Origin of the sequence: Mycobacterium avium subsp. avium (assembly GCF_009741445.1) — a bacterium.
GTDB classification, from domain to species: Bacteria; Actinomycetota; Actinomycetes; order Mycobacteriales; family Mycobacteriaceae; genus Mycobacterium; species Mycobacterium avium.
This window is the reverse complement of the sequence record NZ_CP046507.1, coordinates 3,592,109-3,610,959: the sequence shown is the minus strand read 5'-3', so window position 1 is coordinate 3,610,959 and position 18,851 is coordinate 3,592,109. Positions and strand designations below refer to the sequence as shown.

Here is an 18,851-nt window from a genome sequence, read left to right as displayed (position 1 = left end):
CCTCAGCGGCGAGGTCGGGCTGAAACCTTTACAGCGGAGTCCCTGACTGTAACGGTAACGGTAATACCTTCATGACGAACCGAAAAGACCAAAACGCTGGTATTTCAAACCCTGTTCGCGATCATCGGCCCCACCCGGTCAACCGCTTGGTCGGGCCCAGCCGGGGAATCATCGGGGATGGCCCATCAGCGCCAGGGCCGCATCGGCCGCGTCGAGCACCGCGCCGCCGGCCGCCCCAGCCTGCTCGGCGAGGTCGACGACCAGCCGGACGTCCTTGCGCAGTAACGCTCCGGCCACGCCGGCCAGCTGATCCAGCCCGCCGATGCCGCCAAGCGCGTTGAGCGCGAAGCTGTTTCCGCTGCTGCGCGAGACGACTTCGGTGAGCCGCTCGGGGCGGACACCGAGCTGCTCGGCCAGCGACAGGGCGGTGGCCGCGGTGGCCAGGTTCGCGGTGAACAGCAAGTTGTTGAGCAGCTTGGTGGTTTGCCCGGATCCCAGCTCACCGAGGTGAACCACCGGATCGGCGTAGGTTTCGAACACCGGACGGCAGCGCTCGACCACGTCGGCGTCGCCGCCGGCCATCACCAGCAGCCGGCCCTCGGCCGCCGCGCCACCGCCGCCGCTGACCGGCGCATCGACGACCGAAACCCCGAGCGCCGCAGCCCGTTTGGTAAGTTTTCGGCAGGTGTCGGGGTGCACCGTGCTGTGCACCGCGATGACCCCGCCGGGTTGCATCGCCGACAGCAGTCCATGCTCGCCGTCGGTGAGTTCGTCGATGTCGGCGTCGCCGATGACGCACAGGCAGACCAGGTCACTGGCCGCGGCGAGTTCGGCCGGAGAGCCGGCCACCTTCGCGTCGGTGTCGGCGAATACCTCGAGCGTCGCGGGTCGGCGCGCCCACAGCGTGGTGGGGTAGCCGCCTTCGACGATCCGGCGCGCCATCGGCCCGCCCTGGCTGCCCAACCCGATGAATCCCACGCGCATCAACCCGCCTCCTCCTGCGCCGCCGTCGTTTCGTGCGCCGCCTGCTCCCTGTCCTCCGCCTGCTCCCCGTCCTCCGCCGGCTCCCCGTCGGCCGCCGGCTCCCCGTCGGCCGCCGAGCGTGAAGCTAATTTCACGTTCGACGCCGAGCGTGAAGCTAATTTCACGTTCGGCGCCGGGCCGGCGGTCGCGCAGGCGTTCGCGAAGGACAACACCGTCGCGTGATAGTCGGCCGCCGTGTACCCGAGGCTGATGTTGTGCCCGGCGCCGGGTTGCCGGTGCACGGTGAATTCCGGCGCACCGGTGAACAGCGCCGCGATCTCGTCCATCGCCGAAGCGTCGTTCTGCCAGACCTTTTCGTGTTCGGCGATGCTGAAGTGCACCGGGACACGCACGGCCGGGGCGAGCGCCGGAAAATCCCGGCGGGCCCAGTTCGACACCATCTGGTCCTCGTAGGACGGGGCGCTCGGGGAGACCGTCGCACCGCCGAGAACCTCAGGCGGATAAAGGTTTTCCGGGTGCCACAACAGTTCGCGCAGTCCGGCGGGACGACGCTCGCGCGTCGCGGTCTTGAGGATCTCCCGGGCGGCGGGGTGGTAGTGCCGACCGGTGCCGGCCAGCTCGATGCCGAGCAGGTCCGCCCCCCGCTCGTCGGCCGCCATCCGCAGCACAAGCTCGCAACCGCCGGAGTGGCCCATCAAGAACAGCCCGGCGCCGCGCGGCCGCTGCCCGAGGATGCGATCCACCGCCCCGTAGGCGAGCTCGACGCGCTGCTCGGGCCGCGTCATCGCCCCCGGATAGGGGGCCGAGCTGCCGTAGCCCGGCCGGTCGAGCGCCACCACGGTGAATCCCGCTGTGGCGCCGGCCCGCAGCAGCGAGAACGACGGGTGGCCCGGGCAGTCGAAATAGACCGCGGTGGTGCCGCCGCCGTGGATGGCCACCAGCACGGCCTTGGGATCCTCGGCCTCGGCCACCAGTGCCGACATCGGCACACCGTCCACGATGACGAGTCGGGGACGCGGCGCGGCGCCGTTCACCGGTCGGCCCGCAGCAGGATCACGCCGCTCGGGGTCAGGCCGCCGCTGCTGACGACGCCGACGCGGGCGTCGGCGACTTGGCGGTCGCCGGCCTCGCCGCGCAGCTGGGTGATGGCTTCGTGCAGCAGACCCATGCCGTGGGTGCGGCCGTGCGAAAGCTGACCGCCGTGCGTGTTGAGCGGTAGCTGGCCGTCGCGGGCGATGTTCTTGCCGCCGTCCAAAAACTCCTTCGCCTCACCGATTCCGCAGAATCCCAGCGCCTCGATCCAGGACAGGCAGTTGAACGAGAACCCGTCGTACAACTCGGCCACATCGACGTCCGACGGGCGCAGCGATGTGCGCGTCCATACGTGTGCCGCCTGGCCCAACACCTGCGGCTCGTGGGTGAGAGTGCTTTGGTCCCAATCGGTTCGCTCGATGATCTGGGTGCCCACCGCCTCCACCAGCACCGGCGGCTTAGCCAGATCGCGGGCGGCGTCGACGGCCGAGACGATGACGGCGATCGCGCCGTCGCAGGGCACGTCGCAGTCGTAGAGGCCGAAGGGCGTGGTGATGGGCCGCGCGCCCAGGTAGTCCTCCATGGTCATCGGCGAGCGGTAGATCGCGGTCGGGTTGAGCTCGGCGTTGGCCCGCTGGTTCAACGCGATCCAGCCCAGCGTCTCCTTGGTGGTGCCGTAGCGGTGAAAGTGCCGCTGGGCGTTCATCGCCAGGGTGTGCGCCGCCGAGGTGGCGCCGAACGGCATCTGCCAGCCTTGCATCCGGCCCATCGACGGGGTGATCTTGCCCTGCTTCATCAGCTCGGTGTGGGTGGCCTCCCACAGCGTGCGGAAGCACAACACGTGGCGCGCCAAACCGCCTGCGACAGCAAGCATTGCGGCGATCACCGAGCCGCCGGGCCCGAACGTCTCCATGGCGCCGTTGTGCCACGTCGGCCGGATGCCCAACGCGGCCTCCAGGGCGGTGACGCCGCCCTCGCCCATCCCGGCGACATTGATCGCGCCGGGATAGGTGGACAGGCCGTCGATGTCGGCGTACGTCAGGCCGGCGTCGGCGATGGCCGCCTCGCAGGCCTGCACGGTCAGCGCCAGCGGCAGCTGCATCAACCGGCGCCCGATCGGTGACATGCCGATCCCGGTGAGGGCGACCTTGTCCTCGAACTTGTCGGTGGTGAGCATGGGCCGGACGTGGTCGCCGAACCGCTCGGGGGCGATTTCGTCGGCCGGCAGCGGGCTCGGCTCACCATCCGCGCTAGGCCGAAACAGGGGGAACCACACGTCGTCGGCCTGTTCGAAGACGACCTCGACGGCCTGGCCGAGCTCGAGCCGGTCGGGATCGCACTCCACGATGTTGGTGGTCAGCCGGACCCGTGGGTCCTCCGCGATCGCCACCTGCGCGATCACGTACGGCGCCGGCATTCCCGGCAGGCTGAAGCGGTGGTTGACGGTGAATCCGGCCAGCGTCGCCCTGCCCGAGACGGCCCGCACCCCGATGTCGCGGGACCGGCAGTACCGGCACACCGGCGCGGGCGGGTGGATCAGCGATGCGCAGCTCCGACATTCCTGCAGGCGCAGCTTTCCGTCGGCGCCCGACGTCCAGAAGAACTCGTTCTCCTCGGTGACCAGGGGCAGTGGGCGTCCGGGTGCTGACACGTCACCTCCGCGAGTAGCACGGTAGGACCGTTATACGATTCGGAGAATCACGTTATCACTACTTGCGGACGCGCTGAATGACACCGTCAAGACGGCACCGAGGTGCCGGATCAAAATGGCACCCAGGTGCCGCCGATATAGGTGCCCCATTGGTGAAAGCGCACACTCCACATGGGTTCGTTGGGTGACCACCAGGGCCGCGGCGGCGGGGGCGGCACGTCCTGCCCGGCAAACGACGGCGCGTATGGCGGCGGGGGCCGGTACCAGTCCGGCGGCGCCGGTGGCACCCTGCACTCACCCGTCGTCCGATTCCACGACATGTTGCGATCGCACTCCGCGGAGCTGACTCCCGGCGTCGCTGTCGCCGCTACCGCCATACCGATGAACGCGACCGCAACGACAACCGTCGAACGACGGACAAACCATCTCATGGTGGGCCTCCCGTGGGGCCGTCCCGACGACGTTGGGAGTCTTAGCTTATTCCGGTGCCACCGCGACGACCAGGTTCGTTTCGCCGACGCCACGACCACCGAGCGCTGTCATGGCGTTTCGTGTCGCGCCGGGGTTATGCTCCAACCGCGATATCAAGTACTTCACATTGGGAGGTCCGTTGCTCGAGGCGGAGAAGATTCTGATCACCGGGGCGACGGGCAAAATCGCCTTTCCGATCGCGCGCGCCCTGGCCGCGGCCGGCAACGAGGTGTGGGGCGTGGCCCGGCTGAAAGACCCCGCGGCCCGCGAGAAACTCGTCGCCGCCGGTGTCAAACCCGTCTCCCTGGACGTCGGCGCGGGCGACTTCTCCGGTCTCCCTGAGGATTTCAGCTACGTCTTGCACGCCGCGGTGGACACCGGCGCGGGTGACTGGAACCGCTGCCTCGAAACCAACGCGCAGCGGTCGGGCGAGCTGCTCTACCACTGCCGCGCCGCCAAGGGTTTCGTGTTCTGCTCCACCGGCTCGGTGTACGCCTATCAGGGGCGCCGGCCGCTGACCGAATCCGACCCGCCGGGGGTGCCGCTGCGGGCCAACTACAGCATCTCCAAGGTGGCGGCCGAAGCGGTGTGCACCTGGGTCGCCCGGCATTTTCAGATTCCGCTGACCATCATCCGGATCTGTTCCACCTACGGGCCGCAGGGCGGTGCGCCCGCCGATCGTCTGGAAGCGATGCTGGCGGGCAAGCCCATTCGGTTGCACCCGGACAAGCCCAACAACTACAACCCGATCTACGAAGACGACTACGTGGAGCTGGGCATCCGCGCCATGGAGGTGGCCGCCACGCCACCGGTCGTGGTGAACTGGGCGGGAAGCGAAACGGTCAGCGTGGAGGAGTACTGCACATTCATGGGCCAATTGATCGGTGTGGAGCCGAAATTCGAGTACACCGAGCGGGCGCACACGCCGCTGTGGCCCGATGTCACCCGGATGCATGCAGTGCTGGGCCGGACGAAAGTGCCCTGGCGCGACGGATTTCGGCGCATGATCGAGGCCCGTCACCCGGAAATCACACTGCGCCAAGCCGATCCGGCAACATCCTGAGGACTGCTGCGATGCAACTTTCCGGAAGGCCATCCGACGAAGTCGCCGAGGTCCTCGCGACCGGGCGGGGCGAGATCACCACGTTGTTCGTCTCGATGGCGACCCGCCATCCCGACGGGAACGACGCCGACTACCTGCGCTGGCACACCCTTGACCACCGCCCGGAGCAGCATCGCCTGGCCGCGGTGCGGGCCTCGCTGCGGCTGGTGTCGACTCCGGCGTGCCGGGCGGCGCGCGCGGTCGGCGACGGGCCGCTGGACGCGGTCGATCACGTGATGACGTACTTCTTCACCGACGGGTCCGGGCTGCGCGGCTTCAACGAACTGTCCACCGCGCTGGGCGACGCCGGCCGCAAGGTCCCGTTGCTGCCCCCGGTGCAGCGCGGCGTGTACGACGTGGGGCGCAAGGTGGCCGCGCCGCGGGTCAAGGTCGGCGCCGATGTGCTGCCCTGGCTGCCGGTGCGCGGCGCGGTGCTGCTGGTCGAGCGGGGATCGGCGCCGGTCGATCCGCTGGTCGAGGTCGACGGCGTCGCCGGGGCGTGGTCGGCGTCGTCCCGGCGGATTTTCGCCGATTCCAGCAACGCGCAAGAAGCCCAGTCGATCACCTATTGCTTTGTCGACGACGACCCGGTCGCGACCGCCCAGCGGATGCGGCCGGCGCTGACCGCGCGCTGGGCCGATGCGGGCGTCGAACCCCTGTTTGCCGCATCGTTTTTCGCGGTGGTGCCCTACGAATGGGATCGCTATGTCCCGTAGCCGGGGGGCGGCGTGCGAATCGGATTGATGGTCGGCTCCGACAAGGAGCGGACGCGTGCCGAGCGGCTGGCCGGGCTGGTCGACGACGCGGCCGCCGCCGAACGCGGCGGTTTCACCGCGTTCTGGATGCCCCAGGTGCCCGGCTACCTCGACGCGCTCACCGCGGTGACGCTGATCGGGCAGGCCACCGAGCGCATCGAGATCGGAACGGCGGTGGTCCCGATCCAGACCCGCCACCCGATGGCCCTGGCGCAGCAGGCATTGACCACCCAGGTCGCCTGCGGCGGGCGGTTCACGCTGGGCATCGGGCCCTCGCATCACTGGATCGTCAACGGCCAACTGGGACTGCCCTATGAACGTCCGGCACGCCTGACGAGGAACTACCTGCAGGTGCTCGGCGCGGCGTTCGCCGGACCGGGCAGCGTCGACGTCGACAACGAAAGTTATTGCGTGCATTCGCCGGTCGACGTCACGGATTCATTCGGTGTCTCGATCCTGTTGTCGGCGCTGGGGCCGACGATGCTGCAACTGGCGGGCGAGCGCGCCGACGGCACCATACTGTGGATGGCCGACGAGCGGGCGATCGGCGAGCATGTGGTGCCGCGGATCACCGCGGCGGCCGGCGGTGCCGGACGGCCGGCGCCTCGAGTCGTCGCCGGGGTTCCGGTCGCAGTCTGCTCGAACAGCGAGATCGACGATGCGCGAGCCTATGCCGGCGAGATGCTCGGTCACGCGGAGTTCTCCCCGAATTACGTCCGGCTGCTGCAGCACGGCGACGCCGAAGACGTCGGCGACACCATGGCGGCCGGCGACGAGTCGGCCGTGCTGCGCAGGTTGCGGCGGTACCGCGACGCGGGCGCTACCGACCTGGCGGCGCGGATCGTGCCGCTGGGCAACGACGCGCGCGAGCGGGCCGAATCGCGGCGCCGCACTCACGAGTTCCTGTCGGCGGTGTGCCCGGCGTTGTGAGGCTCAGCGGGTGAAGCCCCACTCTGCTTCGTTCTCTTCGGTTTTCAGGTGCTCGGCCGGATCCGTCGCCTCGGCCAGCGGTGGGCGGTGGGAAGGGGCGGTGCGCTCGCCGATCTCGGCGATGGCGTGCACCGGGCAGTCCAGCAGGGCGCGCATCACCGCGTCGCGATCCGCCTCGGCCACCGTGCCGTCGCCGATCAGCGACGCGTACCCCCAGTCGTCCAGCGAGAAGTATCCCGGCGCGTGCTTGGCGCAGATGCCGAAGCCGTCGCACACGGTGCGGTCCAACCGGATTCTCATGCCTGCCTCGCAACTTCCGCCTGGTAGGGACGGTCGGCGCGGAACGCGCCGCGGGTGCAATCCGGGCACGACCCGTCGAGATGGGCCGTGACGTCGTCCGGGAACTGGTCGAGCAGGCTGGCGGCCACATTGGTGGCGGCGTCCAGCGTCGCGCAGGCGCCGCGGCCCCGCAGCAGCACCGACCAGCGCCGCAACCGGTCGACGCCTTCGGTCGTCGCGGCGCCGTCGCGCAGCGCACCGCCGGCGGCGGCCATCGCCGCCGTCCCGTTGAAGCACGACCCGCACTGGCCGGCGTTTTCGCGATCGAAGTAGGCCAGCACCGACGCCGCGACCGCGACGGGGCAGTCGTCGGTGAGGACCGAGATCGCACCGCAGCCCAGTCCACTGCCGAAGCGCCGCATCGTCTCGTGGTCCAGCGTGGTCTGCAGCACGGAGCGATTCAGTAGGCCGGCGAAGTAGCCGCCCATCAACGCGCCGCGCACTGCGTTGGCCGAGACACCGTGCAGGGCAAGGAGTTCGGTGAAGGGCGTGCCGTGGGCGAGCTCGTAGAGCACCGGTGGCCGGCCGGCCCCGCTGATGGTGGCCAGGAAGGTGCCCGGCGACAGGGGGGTGCCTTGCGCGCGGAACGCGGATGCGCCGTGGGACTGCAGGAAGGGCAGGTTGGCCAGGGTTTCCACATTGCTCACCAGGGTGGGCCGGTCGCCGACGCCGGCCTCGAAGGGGCGCGGCGGCTTGTCGGTCGGCTTGGCCGGACCGCCGTTGAGCGCGCGGACGGCGGCGGTCTCCTCGCCGGCCACGTATCCGGCCGGCACCGTCGACAGCGTGACCGTCACACCGTCGAGCGTGTCGGGATCCAGCTCGCCCAGCGCGGATTCGACGCTGTGCGCGGCTTCCGGGTCGGACACGTACACGTAGCCACGCTCGGCGCCGACCACCGCGGCCGCCAGCCGCAACCCGTCCAGCACCAGGTGCGGGCGGTTGCGCAGCAGCCAACGGTCCTTGATCGAAGCCGGTTCTCCCTCTTCGCCATTCGCGACGACGACGGTGCCGCCGGCCCCGGGCGCCGCGCGGCCGTTGTCGCGGACGGTGCGCAACTTCACCCCGAGCGGGAACGCCGCGCCGCCGCGTCCGACCAGGCCACTGGCCTCGACCTCGCTGAGCAACTGCTCGCCGTCGGCGAGCGGGCGATAGCCGCCGAGCCCGCGGTACGCGGCGAGGTCTTCACGCCCGGGCTGTCCGGTCAGCAACCGCGGCCGGCAGCTCGGCGCGATTGCGGTGACGACGGTGGTGGACTGTGTGGTGTTCACGGCTGGCCTGCCAAGGTGTTAGTTAGGCTTGCGCACATGCGAACTGCGGTGGTGCGCGTCAATGTCGACCCGAAGAGTGAGTGCACGGCTGCACAACTACGCGACGGCATGGCAGCGCTCCTCGGGCTCGCGCGCGCGGCGGGCGCCGACGTCGTCGACAACGACCTGGCCGCCATGCCGGCGAGCCGCCGCGAGGTGGAGTTGCTCATCGCCGCCGACCACGGCGATGCGGCCAGGGACGTCGCTGTCACCCTGTGCGCCAAAGCGTTTCAGTCCACTCCGGTCCCGGGGGTGGTCACCTTCATCAGCCGGGGAACCGACGACGACGCGCACGGGGTGCTGTCGGGGTTCGGGCTCACCGGGGACATCGAAAGGACCGCCGGGGACGAGGGATTCGACATCGTCTACGTGACGCTGCGCGAGCAGGACCTGGAGCGGATTCCGGAAAGCCGCATCCACACCGCCCTGGAAGCGTCGCTGAACTGCGAAGTCCACATCCGCACTCGGTAAAGCCATCACGACCCCAAAAATTCCAGGATCGCGGGTGCGGCCTGCACCCAGGTGTCGAACATGTTGAAGTGCTGCACCCGGCCCGCGGCGCGGTCCTCGGACGCGCGCTCCCATGCGTCCTCTGGCCAGGGCGGATCGATGAGTTTGGACCCCTTGATCAGGCAGCTGACTTCCAGCGACGTCCGTTTCGGGTGATCCATGTCGTTCTCGCCGCCGCGAATGATCAAGGTGGGCACCGTGATTCGGTCGAACATCTCGTCCTCGACGCCCGGGATGGTCTGGCCCGGCTTGGACACGAAAGCGTTGAGCCAGCGCAGCATCACCTTGAGGAACTCGCCGGAGTCGAAATCGAGGAACCGCTGCTTGTTGGCCGGGTTCTCCTCGATGCGTTCGCGCCATTCCTGCACCTTGATCACACCGTCCATCCCGGTGCCCCGCACCGCGAGGATGCTGGGGATGATGTAGAAGGAGCCGAGCACAAAGGTGCCGTAGATGCCGCCGACGATGTTCCACACCACGAGTTTGGTCACCATTTCGGGGTAGAGCATCGTGGTCAGCATGGAATCCCTTGCCCCACCGGAGCCTCCGGCCAGGATGCAGCGCTCGAAGCCCAGCCCGGTCACCAGCTTGTGCAGCGTTTCGGCGCGCATGTGCGATTCGCTTTGCCCGTAGAACTGCACATCGGAAGCGCCGCAATTGGGCCGGTCCCACAGCAGCACCCGATAGCCGCCGGCGACCAGCGCATCGGCGAGCGGCCGCAGGCCGGGGATCTGCATGCTGAACCGTCCGCCCGGCGTCAGCGCGATGAGATCACCTGAGTCACCGAGGATTTCGTAGACCACATTCCCGCCGTTGACCTCGATAGAAGGCACCCGATTCTCCTGTAGCTAGGCCTGCACCACGACGTCGTTGCCGACGACGCGCACCGGGTAGGTGCGGATACTCCACTCCGGCTTGACCGCGGTGGTTCCGGTCGCCAGCTCGAAACCCCATTGGTGCCAAGGGCAGTAGATGTACTCGAGGTCGCGCACCATGACCGAGTCACCGGGCGCGGTCTCGTCGACGATGGTGCGCCCCCGGGGCCGCCCCGAACACAGCGGGCCGCCCTGGTGTGGGCAGTAGTTCGCGATCGCGTAAAAGGTTCCGTTGACGTTGTACACGCCGACGCCGTGGCGACCGATCGGCACCAGTTTGTGTGTGCCCGGGGGGATTTCGTCTACCGTGGCGACGACGTGCTCGCGGCCCTGGGCGAGTCGGGGTTCGGGCCGCTTGGTCTGGGCCCCCTCGGTTTCGGATGCCAATTCAGAGCACCCGGACCTGACCCTCGAGCACCGGCACCGTCTCGGGCAGGTGATAGGTCGCGATGCCGTTCTTGTACATCACCGCGTCGCGGGCCGCCTTGGGAAGGTGCTTGACCAGCCAGCGCGGGTCGTCGAACGTCCAGTGCGGGTAGTCCGAGGAGTAGAGCAGGATCTTGTCGCACTCCATCCATTCCAGCGCCCGGGTCAGCTCGGTCTTGTCCTCGGGGTAGTCCAGCGGCTGGGTGGTGAATTTGATGTGGTCCTTGACGTATTCGCTTGGCTTGCGCTTGATCTCCACCCGCGACTTGCGGGCCTCGTAGATCGCGTCCATCCGCCACATCAGCGGCAGGATCCAGGTGAACGCGTGCTCGACGAACACGATCCGCAGGGTCGGGAACCGGTCGAAGACACCGTCGAAGATCAGGCTCATCACCTGGTTGGCGGCCAGCAGCGAGTAGGTGACCATGAAATCGTGGTTGTAGCTGGGGAATCCGACCGGAGGCGTCGGCAGCATCTCGTAATTGCTGCGCGACAGGTGGCAGCTGACCACGATGTCGTGCTTGGTGGCCGCGGCCCAGATGGGGTCGTACTTGGGGTGTCCCCAGGACGGCCGCGGTTCGGCCTTGATGAGGGTCTGCGCCATGTAGGGATGGCCGGCCCACTTCTCGATCTGCTCGACGGCGCCCTCGGGGTCCTCGATGGCGGCGCAGATCGAGCCGCGCCAGCGTTCGTGCCAGTTGTTGCGGCTGTCCAGCCAGTGGTTGGCCTGCCAGTCGTTGAGCGCGCTGCAGTACGCCTGGTGCGCCTCGCCGATCCGCGGGGTGCGCCCGGCGGGCTCGAGGATGGCGATGTCGGAGCCCGCCTCCATGATCAGCTGGCGGAAGGCCATGTCCGGGTCGCTGCCGGGGAACTCGCCGTCCGGCGGGAAGGTGTCGGTGCGCATCGCGAAGGCGTGCGCGTAGTCGGGGGCGTCGTAGTAGATGAGTTCGCCGACTCGGTGTTCGAAGAAGAATTTGCGCCACCGCTCGGGGATGTACGGGGTGATCTCGCCCCGCTTGGGCACCGGGTGCACATCCGAGTCCACGCACCGGACGGCGATGCGTTCGGCGGCGGGGACCCGCTCCTGCATGTGGGTGAGCGTCATGGCGACCTCCTCCGTATCCCTTTCCCTATTCTGCGACTAGCTCGCGGCCAGGTCGACAGAAATGTCGATCCCGTACAGATCCGCCGCGGTGCGCCAGCACAGCTTCTCGCGCTGCTCGGCGGACAGCGCCGGGGGCAGCTTGTGCACGTCGGCGCACTGCCAGTGCGGATAGCTGGAGCCGAACATCACCATGTCTTCCTTGCCGGTGAAGCCGAACCACTCCGCCGCGAAGTCGGCGTCGCCGGGCCCGTCCAGGCTGCCCTGCACGAAATACACGTGCCCGGGGATGTAATCGCTGGGAATGCGCGGTGCCCACGGTGTCTGCTCGAGGTGCGGCCGGCCGAAGGTGTCCATCCGCCACATGAACGGCGTCAGGAAGTCGGCGGCGCCGTCGGCCCACACGAATTTCAGTGCGGGGAACCGCTCGAACACGCCCTCGGCGATCATGTTCATCAGGTGGTACAGGTAGTTCAGCGCCATGAAGCTGACGTACTGCTCGTAGGTCTGGGTGTGCCCGGACGGGGTGGGCGGAAACCCGATGCCTTCTCCGGTCTCGATGTGCACGGCCACCGGAAGGTTGGCGTCGGCGGCGGCCTCCCAGAGCGGCCAGAACTGCGGTTTGCCGTACAGTTCCCGCGACTGCAGCGGGATGCCGAGCTGCACGACGCGCGGATGCGACCGCCATCTCTCCAGCTCGCGCAGCGCGCCGGCGATGTCGTCGGGGTTGACCCGGATGGTGCCGCGGAACTTCTCGCCGAATTCAGGTGAGTCCAGCCAGCGCGACACCATCATCTCGTTGTGCGCGGCGTGCAGCGCGCTGCCCAGATGCCGGTCCGGCATGATGCCGCGCCCCATCGGATGCAGCACGGCGACGTCGACGCCGCGTTTCGAAAACAGTTCCTGGGCAACGAATTCCGGGTCGGAACCGGGGTACTGGCCGTCGGGCCCGTCGGTGTTGGGCGCGTACTCGCTGCCCGGCGCGCCGTACCAGTCCATTTCGTAGTCGGGGAAACCGCGGCTCTTGAACGGCTCGCGCAGGAAGGAACGCAGGTCCTTGTTGGACGGGAAGAAGATGTGCACGCTGGCATCGCTGACGGGCGTGCGTGTTCCGTCAGCGTGTTCGATCACGAGAGCCACCCTTCGGCTCCGGCAGCCGAAGCGAGCCGGGCAAGATCATCTGATAGGCAATCTAACATTCTCGTCGGCGCCGCATCAATGGGTTTCCGGTAAGCATTTCGTCTAATCGTCTTCCCTGGTGAGAGGGCATTTATCGGCTGGCTGGGCCACTTGGGTTCTTCAATTAGGATAATAACATTCTCGTGCAGATTAGTAACGGCGCGTCGCCCCGGCCGGGCCGTCGCGGTTACCGCGCGGACCGGCCCACCGTGACGCCGGCGGCCCGCTCCAGCGGTTTGATCACCGTCGTGAAATCGGCCTCCGGCCCTTCCTCGCGCGCCGCGGTCTCCCACAGCCGCGCGATCGTCTCGGCCACCTCGGCGGGCACGCCGAGCGCCTTCGCCTCGTCGAGATAGAGGCGCACATCCTTGACCATCAGGCCGGTGGCAAAGCCGTAGTCGAAGCTGCGCGGCAGGATCGCGCGGGGGAACTTGTCGCGGCTGGCGCTCGTCGCGCCGGATCCGGCGTTGAGCACCTCGATCATCACGGCGGGGTCCAGCCCGGCTTTGACCCCCATCACGACGACCTCGGCCGTGGCGGCCAAGACGTTGGCGGCCAGCATGTTGTTGGCCAGCTTCATCGTCTGCGCCGCGCCCGGTTTGTCGCCGACGTAGAAGGGTCGGCCCAGGGCTTCGAGTGTGGTTCGTATGACGTCGAATTCGCCGCGCGGGCCGGACACCATGAGCGCCAGCGTGCCCTGCTCGGCGCCGCCGACGCCGCCGCTGACCGGGCTGTCGATGGCCACGATGTTCCGCCGCGCCAGCAGGTCGTGGATCCGCATCGCCGTCCGGCTGCCGACGGTGGACAGGTCGACATAACGCTTCACCCGCGCGCCTTCGATCACGCCCGCGGTGCCGGTGGCCACCTCGAGTGACGCGCCCGGGGTGGGAAGGCTGGCCAGCACCGTTTCGGCGCCGTCGGCCACCTCTTTCGGCGACGAGGCGGGGCGCGCCCCGGCGGCGACGAGGCGTTCGAGGGCCTCGCGGCGGCTGTCGAAGGCGACGACGTCGTGCTGTTCGCGAATGAGCCGAGATGCCATGGGAAATCCCATGTTTCCCAGCCCGATGAAGCCGATCGTCATGAGTTCTCCCGATCGAGTTCGGCGAACGCCTCGCGGGCGATGCGGAAGCTGTCAACCGCCGCCGGCACACCGGCGTAGATGGCCACCTGCAGGAACACCTCGCGGATCTCCTCGCGGGTCACACCGTTGGTCAGGGCCGCCTTGATGTGCATCCGCAATTCGTTGGGCCGGTTGAGCACCGCGATCATCGCCAGGTTGAGCATGCTGCGGGTCTTGCGGGGCAGCTCCTCGCGGCCCCACACGGCACCCCAGCAGTATTCGGTGACGAGATCTTGCAGGGGCCGGGTGAACTCGTCCGCGTCGGCCAACGCCCGGTTGACGTACTGCTCGCCCAGAACGTCGGAGCGAATTCGCAACCCCCGCTCGTATCTTTCGCGATCCAATGCACTTCTCCTTCGCTGAGGTCCTTCGCTGAGGCTCCGATTGCCTGAGCGCAGTCTTACACCGTGCCCCGGGTCCGCAGGTCTACAGTCGAGGGTCAAACGGACCGTCCCCGTCCGCGGTGGCGGACTGCCGGGCCGCATTGACGGCTAATTGGCTTGTGGGGGACGGTAATACGTTTTCGGATGACCGGGGAAAGGTGAGGAGAGGCAGTGGCTCAAGCAACCGCTGACGTCTGGGAAGTGATGTCGACCGCCCGCACCATCCGGCGCTTCACCGACGAACCGGTGGACGATGCGACGCTGGCGCGCTGCCTCGGGGCCGCCAGGTGGGCACCCTCCGGCGCCAACGCGCAGGGCTGGCGGTTCGTGGTGCTGCGCTCTCCCGAACAACGGGCGGTGGTGGCCAAAGCCGCGGCCCAGGCGCTGGAAGTGATCGAGCCGGTCTACGGAATGAGCCGGCCCGCCCCCGACGACCACAGCCGTCGCGCCCGCACCTACCGGGCCACCTACGAATTGCACGACCGCGCAGGCGAATTCACCTCCGTGCTGTTCGCCCAGGCGCACTACCCGACGGCCTCGGAGCTGCTGCTCGGCGGGTCCATCTTCCCGGCCATGCAGAACTTCCTGCTCGCCGCCCGCGCCCAGGGGCTCGGCGCCTGCCTGACCAGCTGGGCGTCCTATGGCGGGGAACAACTGCTGCGCGAGGCCGTCGGGGTGCCCGAGGGCTGGATGATCGCCGGTCACATCGTCGTCGGCTGGCCCAAGGGCAAGCACGGGCCGCTGCGCCGCCGTCCGCTCGCCGAGTTCGTCAACCTCGACCGCTGGGACGCCCCGGCCGACGGCCTGCTCAGCGGCCTCTAACGCACGGGAATTCCGGCCCGCCACCGGCGTCGCGTGAGTGCATGCCCGGATTTCGAGATTATTACTTCCGCAACCGAGAATGTTATTCTCGCCGGGACGGTCACGACGAGAGGCGGCGCCGATGCTGTTGGAATTCGATGCTGATCAGCGGCTGTGGCAGAGCACGGTGCGCGACGCCGTCACCAAGCAATGCCCGCCGTCGCTGGTGCGCAGCGTGGCCGAGGAGGGCGTCGACCCCAGCCCGCTGTGGAAGTCCTACGTGGACCAGGGCTGGACGGAGCTCAACGACCCGGAGAGCACCGTCGAGCTGGCCATCGTTCTCGAAGAGCTGGGCCACGCCACCGACCCCACACCCTTCCTGGCGACGATGAGCCAGTTCGCGCCGCTGGTGGGCGAGCACTTCGATCCGCACCAGTCCGGGACCGCCGTATACGGCGGGGTCTGCGCCTACCGGGACGCCGACGGTTGGGTGTTGGACGGCACCGCGCGCCACGTGCTCGACGGCGACCGCGTCGACCGCCTCGCGGTGGTGACCGACGCCGGGGTGTTCATCACCGCGGCCAATCAGGTGTCGGCAAGGCGCACGGCGGTGTTCGACCCGGTGCTGCACGTGGCCGACCTGTCGTTCGCCGAGGTGCGGGTGCCCGACAGCGCCCGGCTGAGCGTCGATCCCGAGCGCGCACACCATGTGGCGCTGACCGGCATGGCGATCACCATGGTCGGCGCCTGCCAGCGCATCCTCGATCTGGTGCTCGAGCACGTCAAAAGCCGTCAGCAGTTCGGCGTGCCGATCGGCTCGTTCCAGGCCGTGCAGCACAAGGTCGCCGACATGCACGTCGCCGTGCAACGGGCCCGCGCGCTGGCCTATTTCGCCGCGCTGACGATCGCGGCCGATGACCCCCGGCGCCGGCTGGCCGCCGCAATGGCCAAGGCGTCGGCGGGGGAGTGCCAGTCGCTGGCCTTCCGGCACGGCCTGCAGCTGCACGGCGCCATGGGATTCACCTGGGAGAACGACCTGCAGTTCGCGCTCAAGCGGGCCAAGGCGGGTGAGCTGATGTTGGGCGGCGCGGCGGAGCACCGGGCGCGGATCGCAGAGGAATACCGTGCAGCTGACTTTTGATCCCGACGTCGAGGCGTTCCGCGCCGAGTTCGCGGCGTTCCTGGACGAAAACCTGCCCCCGGCAAGCGAAACCCTGGAACGTCCGCGATCGGTCTCGCACATGCCCCAGTGGGCGCGCCGCTGGCAACGGCTGCTCTTCGACAACGGCTGGCTGCTGCCCAGCCAGCCGCCGGAGTACGGCGGCCGCAACGCCACGGTGCTGCAACAGTTCGTCTATCTCGAGGAACTCAGCCGCCGCCGGATCTACCACAGCTTCAACCCGCAGGGCGTGAATATCGTTGCGGCGTCGCTGTTGTCGTTCGGCAGCGACGAACAAAAGCAGCGCTGGGCGGTGCCGATCCTGCGCGCCGAGATCACCGCGTCGCTGGGCATGAGCGAGCCCAGCGCCGGTTCGGATCTCGCCTCGCTGCGCACCCGCGCGGTGCTGGACGGCGACCACTTCGTGGTCAACGGGCAAAAGGTGTGGACCTCCGGGGCGCATGACGCCGACGTCCTGCTGACCTTCGTGCGAACCGATCCAGATGCGCCCAAGCACAAGGGAATCAGCGCCCTGGTGATCCCCACCGACACCCCGGGCCTGGTCCGCCGGCCGTTCCCGTCGATCTGTTCGATCGACGACAAGGACTTCAACGAGGTGTTCTTCACCGACGTGCGGGTGCCGGCCGAGAACCTGGTCGGTGGACTCAACCAAGGGTGGCTGGTGGCCAACGGTTCGCTGGGTCACGAGCGCACCATGATGTGGCTGGGGTTCGCGGACCGCCTGGAGAACATGATCGCCGACTTCCAGCCCGGCACCGAGGTGGAGCGCGACCAGTACGCCACCACGATCATGGACAGACAGGCGCTGCGGCTGCTCGGCTCGGCGGCGCTGGCCCGCGCCGCCCGCGGCGAAGACGACGTCGCCGCCATCTCGGTGCTCAAGCTGCTCGGTTCGGAAGCCGAGCTGCGCGCCATGGAATTGGCGCTCACCTCCGCGGGCGCCGACGGACTCGTGCACCCCGGGCAGACCGGGCCGTACGCGCACATGAACCTCGACCACTACTTCGCCAGCTGGTTCGAGCGCTACGCGCGCAGCTTCTCCGGGACCATCGCCGGGGGCACCTCGGAGATCCAGCGCAACATCATCGCCCAGCGGGTGCTCGGCCTGCCGCGCGGTTAGCGCCGTCACAGCGCTTGCCGAGAGGCGTTGCCGGGCAAGGAAATCCGGCTCGCCCCCGGAGTGCCCAGCTGGCCGGCCAGCCACGGCAACGCGGTGGCGAAGGCCGTGCCGGCGGTCGGCCAGTCGTGGTGTCCGCCCTGGGCGACGACCGCGCAGTCGATGCCGTTGGCCCGGCCCAGCGCGCACAGCGAGGCGGCAGCGGCGGCCTGGTCACCCGGATCGGCGGCGGCCCGGCCCGCGACCGCCATCGCGGTGGAGTCGACGTCGCGGCGCGGTGACGGCGAGCCGGTCGAGGAGATCGCGAACCATCCGGACACGCCGGTGTAGCGGCCGTGGCGGGCGATCACCGTCGCCGGATCGAATGTCGCCCACGCGTCGGCACTGCCGTCGAACAGGTCGGCGATGGTCTGCTCCCTGGTTCCCGTGTTGGGGGTCAGGTCGCCGTCGATGTCGACGAACGCGCTGAACAGCGCCGGATGCATGACGGTCAGGTCCACCGAGCAGGTCCCGCCCATGGACCAGCCGACGATGCCCCAGCGGGACGGGTCCTTACTGACGCCGAAAGTCGAAATCATATAGGGCACAACATCTTTGGTCAGGTGGTCGGCGGCGTTGCCGCGGCTGCCGTTGACGCATTCGGTGTCGTTGTCCAACGCGCCGCCCGGGTCCGCGAACACCAGCACCGGCGAGTTGCCACCGTGGGCGGCCGCGAACGCGTCGACGGTGTCCACCGCATTGCCGGCGCGCACCCAGTCGGCGGGGGTGTTGACCATGCCGCCGATCATCAGCACCGTCGGCAGTTGCGGCGGCGGATAGCTCGCGAACCACGCCGGCGGTAGGTACACCAGCTCCTCGCGATGCTTGAAATGCGATGCGTCCTCGGGGATCTGCACCGGCACCAGGCTGCCGTGCGGCGGTTTGGCGCCCCGCGCCGCCAGTGTGGTGACGGTGGCCCTGTCGGTCTGGTCGGGCAGCGGACCGGAGGTGAACTGGCTCCACGCACTCTGCACGGTCTGGAAGTAGCCGACCCACTGGTTGAGCACCAGCAGCGAGCAGAGCAGGCACAGCGGTACGGCCAGGATGGACAGCCCGCGTCGCCACCACCGCGCACCGCGCCAGCCCAGGAGCAGGATCGCGATCGCCATGCCGGCCAACGCGATCCAGACGAACAGCGCCTGCGGGGCCCGCGTGCTGATGCAGCGGTGCGCCCCGACGGCCGTCGTCACCCCCAAAACCGCGGCGGACGGCAGCCACAACAGCCGCCAGCGCCACGACCGCCATCCGGCGGCCAGGCTCAGCGTTATCCCGGCCACGGCCTGGATCGCCACCGGCAGCCACCCATGCACCAGCGAAATGTGGTTGCTCGGCATGGCGATTCCTCCTCGGCGCATCGATGGTTCGGCTGAGAAGAGGATCGAATGCCGGCCTCGCGGAATCCTTGACGGATTCTTGGAGGCCGTCTGGGTGGCCCGCGGGCCGCAGCGCGAAGTCACCGCGTTGACTGTCACGCCACGGCGGCCGTTGTCAGCGTGTCGTCGCCGTCAGCGCACAGTGAATGCCGGCGGCGCAACGGCATTCACCGGG

At 68.7% G+C, this 18,851-nt stretch carries 19 protein-coding genes; 7 read left to right on the top strand and 12 right to left on the bottom strand.

Annotated elements, in window-relative coordinates:
* Positions 1-168: 168 nt before the first annotated feature.
* From MAA44156_RS16705 to MAA44156_RS16695, 3 genes are read right to left on the bottom strand one after another with little or no spacing between them, the layout of a single operon-like run.
* Positions 169-984, bottom strand: a complete 816-nt coding sequence (locus MAA44156_RS16705) for an NAD(P)-dependent oxidoreductase (protein WP_023880325.1) — start codon at positions 982-984, stop codon at positions 169-171.
* Positions 984-2,018, bottom strand: a complete 1,035-nt coding sequence (locus MAA44156_RS16700) for an alpha/beta hydrolase (protein ID WP_009975034.1) — start codon at positions 2,016-2,018, stop codon at positions 984-986. The genes MAA44156_RS16705 and MAA44156_RS16700 overlap by 1 nt, the downstream gene beginning before the upstream one ends.
* Entirely contained in the window at positions 2,015-3,667 is a 1,653-nt protein-coding gene (locus MAA44156_RS16695) for a thiolase C-terminal domain-containing protein (RefSeq protein WP_009975035.1), read from the bottom strand. The genes MAA44156_RS16700 and MAA44156_RS16695 overlap by 4 nt, the downstream gene beginning before the upstream one ends.
* Positions 3,668-4,208: 541 nt before the next feature.
* On the opposite strand from MAA44156_RS16695, the gene MAA44156_RS16690 reads away from it, so the two are divergent.
* The 3 genes from MAA44156_RS16690 to MAA44156_RS16680 are packed head-to-tail and all read left to right on the top strand — an operon-like array spanning position 4,209 to position 6,925.
* Positions 4,209-5,201 carry an NAD-dependent epimerase/dehydratase family protein gene (locus MAA44156_RS16690; RefSeq protein ID WP_029248381.1) on the top strand — a complete coding sequence of 331 codons (993 nt, stop codon included), beginning with the start codon at positions 4,209-4,211 and terminating at the stop codon, positions 5,199-5,201.
* A gap of 11 nt (positions 5,202-5,212) precedes the next feature.
* Positions 5,213-5,956 (top strand): hypothetical protein, encoded by a 744-nt coding sequence (locus MAA44156_RS16685; RefSeq protein WP_009975038.1) that lies wholly within the window; start codon positions 5,213-5,215, stop codon positions 5,954-5,956.
* A 12-nt stretch (positions 5,957-5,968) separates the two neighbouring features.
* Entirely contained in the window at positions 5,969-6,925 is a 957-nt protein-coding gene (locus tag MAA44156_RS16680) for an LLM class F420-dependent oxidoreductase (protein ID WP_009975039.1), read from the top strand.
* 3 nt (positions 6,926-6,928) lie between these two features.
* Here the strand turns inward: MAA44156_RS16680 and MAA44156_RS16675 are convergent, their stop codons facing one another.
* Both MAA44156_RS16675 and MAA44156_RS16670 read right to left on the bottom strand, forming a co-directional pair.
* Complete coding sequence (locus MAA44156_RS16675) at positions 6,929-7,225, bottom strand: ferredoxin (protein WP_003877260.1); 297 nt, start codon at positions 7,223-7,225, stop codon at positions 6,929-6,931.
* A complete protein-coding gene (locus tag MAA44156_RS16670; protein ID WP_009975040.1) occupies positions 7,222-8,532 on the bottom strand; it encodes an NADH-ubiquinone oxidoreductase-F iron-sulfur binding region domain-containing protein in 1,311 nt (436 codons plus the stop codon). The genes MAA44156_RS16675 and MAA44156_RS16670 overlap by 4 nt, the downstream gene beginning before the upstream one ends.
* Positions 8,533-8,568: 36 nt before the next feature.
* Here MAA44156_RS16670 and MAA44156_RS16665 point away from each other — a divergent pair, with 36 nt between their 5' ends.
* Entirely contained in the window at positions 8,569-9,042 is a 474-nt protein-coding gene (locus MAA44156_RS16665) for a hypothetical protein (protein WP_003872997.1), read from the top strand.
* A gap of 5 nt (positions 9,043-9,047) precedes the next feature.
* Here the strand turns inward: MAA44156_RS16665 and MAA44156_RS16660 are convergent, their stop codons facing one another.
* The 6 genes from MAA44156_RS16660 to pcaC form a co-directional block, all read right to left on the bottom strand.
* Positions 9,048-9,914 carry an alpha/beta fold hydrolase gene (locus MAA44156_RS16660; RefSeq protein ID WP_010948952.1) on the bottom strand — a complete coding sequence of 289 codons (867 nt, stop codon included), beginning with the start codon at positions 9,912-9,914 and terminating at the stop codon, positions 9,048-9,050.
* 15 nt (positions 9,915-9,929) lie between these two features.
* On the bottom strand, positions 9,930-10,343 hold the full coding sequence (locus MAA44156_RS16655) for a Rieske (2Fe-2S) protein (RefSeq protein WP_003872995.1): 414 nt from the start codon (positions 10,341-10,343) through the stop codon (positions 9,930-9,932).
* 1 nt (position 10,344) lies between these two features.
* Complete coding sequence (locus MAA44156_RS16650) at positions 10,345-11,487, bottom strand: amidohydrolase family protein (protein WP_009975044.1); 1,143 nt, start codon at positions 11,485-11,487, stop codon at positions 10,345-10,347.
* A gap of 36 nt (positions 11,488-11,523) precedes the next feature.
* Positions 11,524-12,615 carry an amidohydrolase family protein gene (locus MAA44156_RS16645; protein WP_009975045.1) on the bottom strand — a complete coding sequence of 364 codons (1,092 nt, stop codon included), beginning with the start codon at positions 12,613-12,615 and terminating at the stop codon, positions 11,524-11,526.
* 235 nt (positions 12,616-12,850) lie between these two features.
* Positions 12,851-13,744 carry an NAD(P)-dependent oxidoreductase gene (locus MAA44156_RS16640; protein WP_009975046.1) on the bottom strand — a complete coding sequence of 298 codons (894 nt, stop codon included), beginning with the start codon at positions 13,742-13,744 and terminating at the stop codon, positions 12,851-12,853.
* Positions 13,741-14,127 (bottom strand): 4-carboxymuconolactone decarboxylase, encoded by a 387-nt coding sequence (pcaC, locus tag MAA44156_RS16635; protein WP_003872991.1) that lies wholly within the window; start codon positions 14,125-14,127, stop codon positions 13,741-13,743. The genes MAA44156_RS16640 and pcaC overlap by 4 nt, the downstream gene beginning before the upstream one ends.
* Before the next feature lie 243 nt (positions 14,128-14,370).
* On the opposite strand from pcaC, the gene MAA44156_RS16630 reads away from it, so the two are divergent.
* The 3 genes from MAA44156_RS16630 (at position 14,371) to MAA44156_RS16620 (ending at position 17,267) form a co-directional block, all read left to right on the top strand.
* On the top strand, positions 14,371-14,988 hold the full coding sequence (locus MAA44156_RS16630) for a nitroreductase family protein (protein WP_003877272.1): 618 nt from the start codon (positions 14,371-14,373) through the stop codon (positions 14,986-14,988).
* Positions 14,989-15,109: 121 nt separating this feature from the next.
* On the top strand, positions 15,110-16,108 hold the full coding sequence (locus tag MAA44156_RS16625; RefSeq protein WP_009975049.1) for an acyl-CoA dehydrogenase family protein: 999 nt from the start codon (positions 15,110-15,112) through the stop codon (positions 16,106-16,108).
* Entirely contained in the window at positions 16,092-17,267 is a 1,176-nt protein-coding gene (locus MAA44156_RS16620; protein ID WP_009975051.1) for an acyl-CoA dehydrogenase family protein, read from the top strand. The genes MAA44156_RS16625 and MAA44156_RS16620 overlap by 17 nt, the downstream gene beginning before the upstream one ends.
* Positions 17,268-17,272: 5 nt before the next feature.
* Here MAA44156_RS16620 and MAA44156_RS16615 read toward each other — a convergent pair whose 3' ends face one another.
* On the bottom strand, positions 17,273-18,637 hold the full coding sequence (locus tag MAA44156_RS16615; protein WP_009975053.1) for an alpha/beta hydrolase: 1,365 nt from the start codon (positions 18,635-18,637) through the stop codon (positions 17,273-17,275).
* Positions 18,638-18,851: the final 214 nt, after the last annotated feature.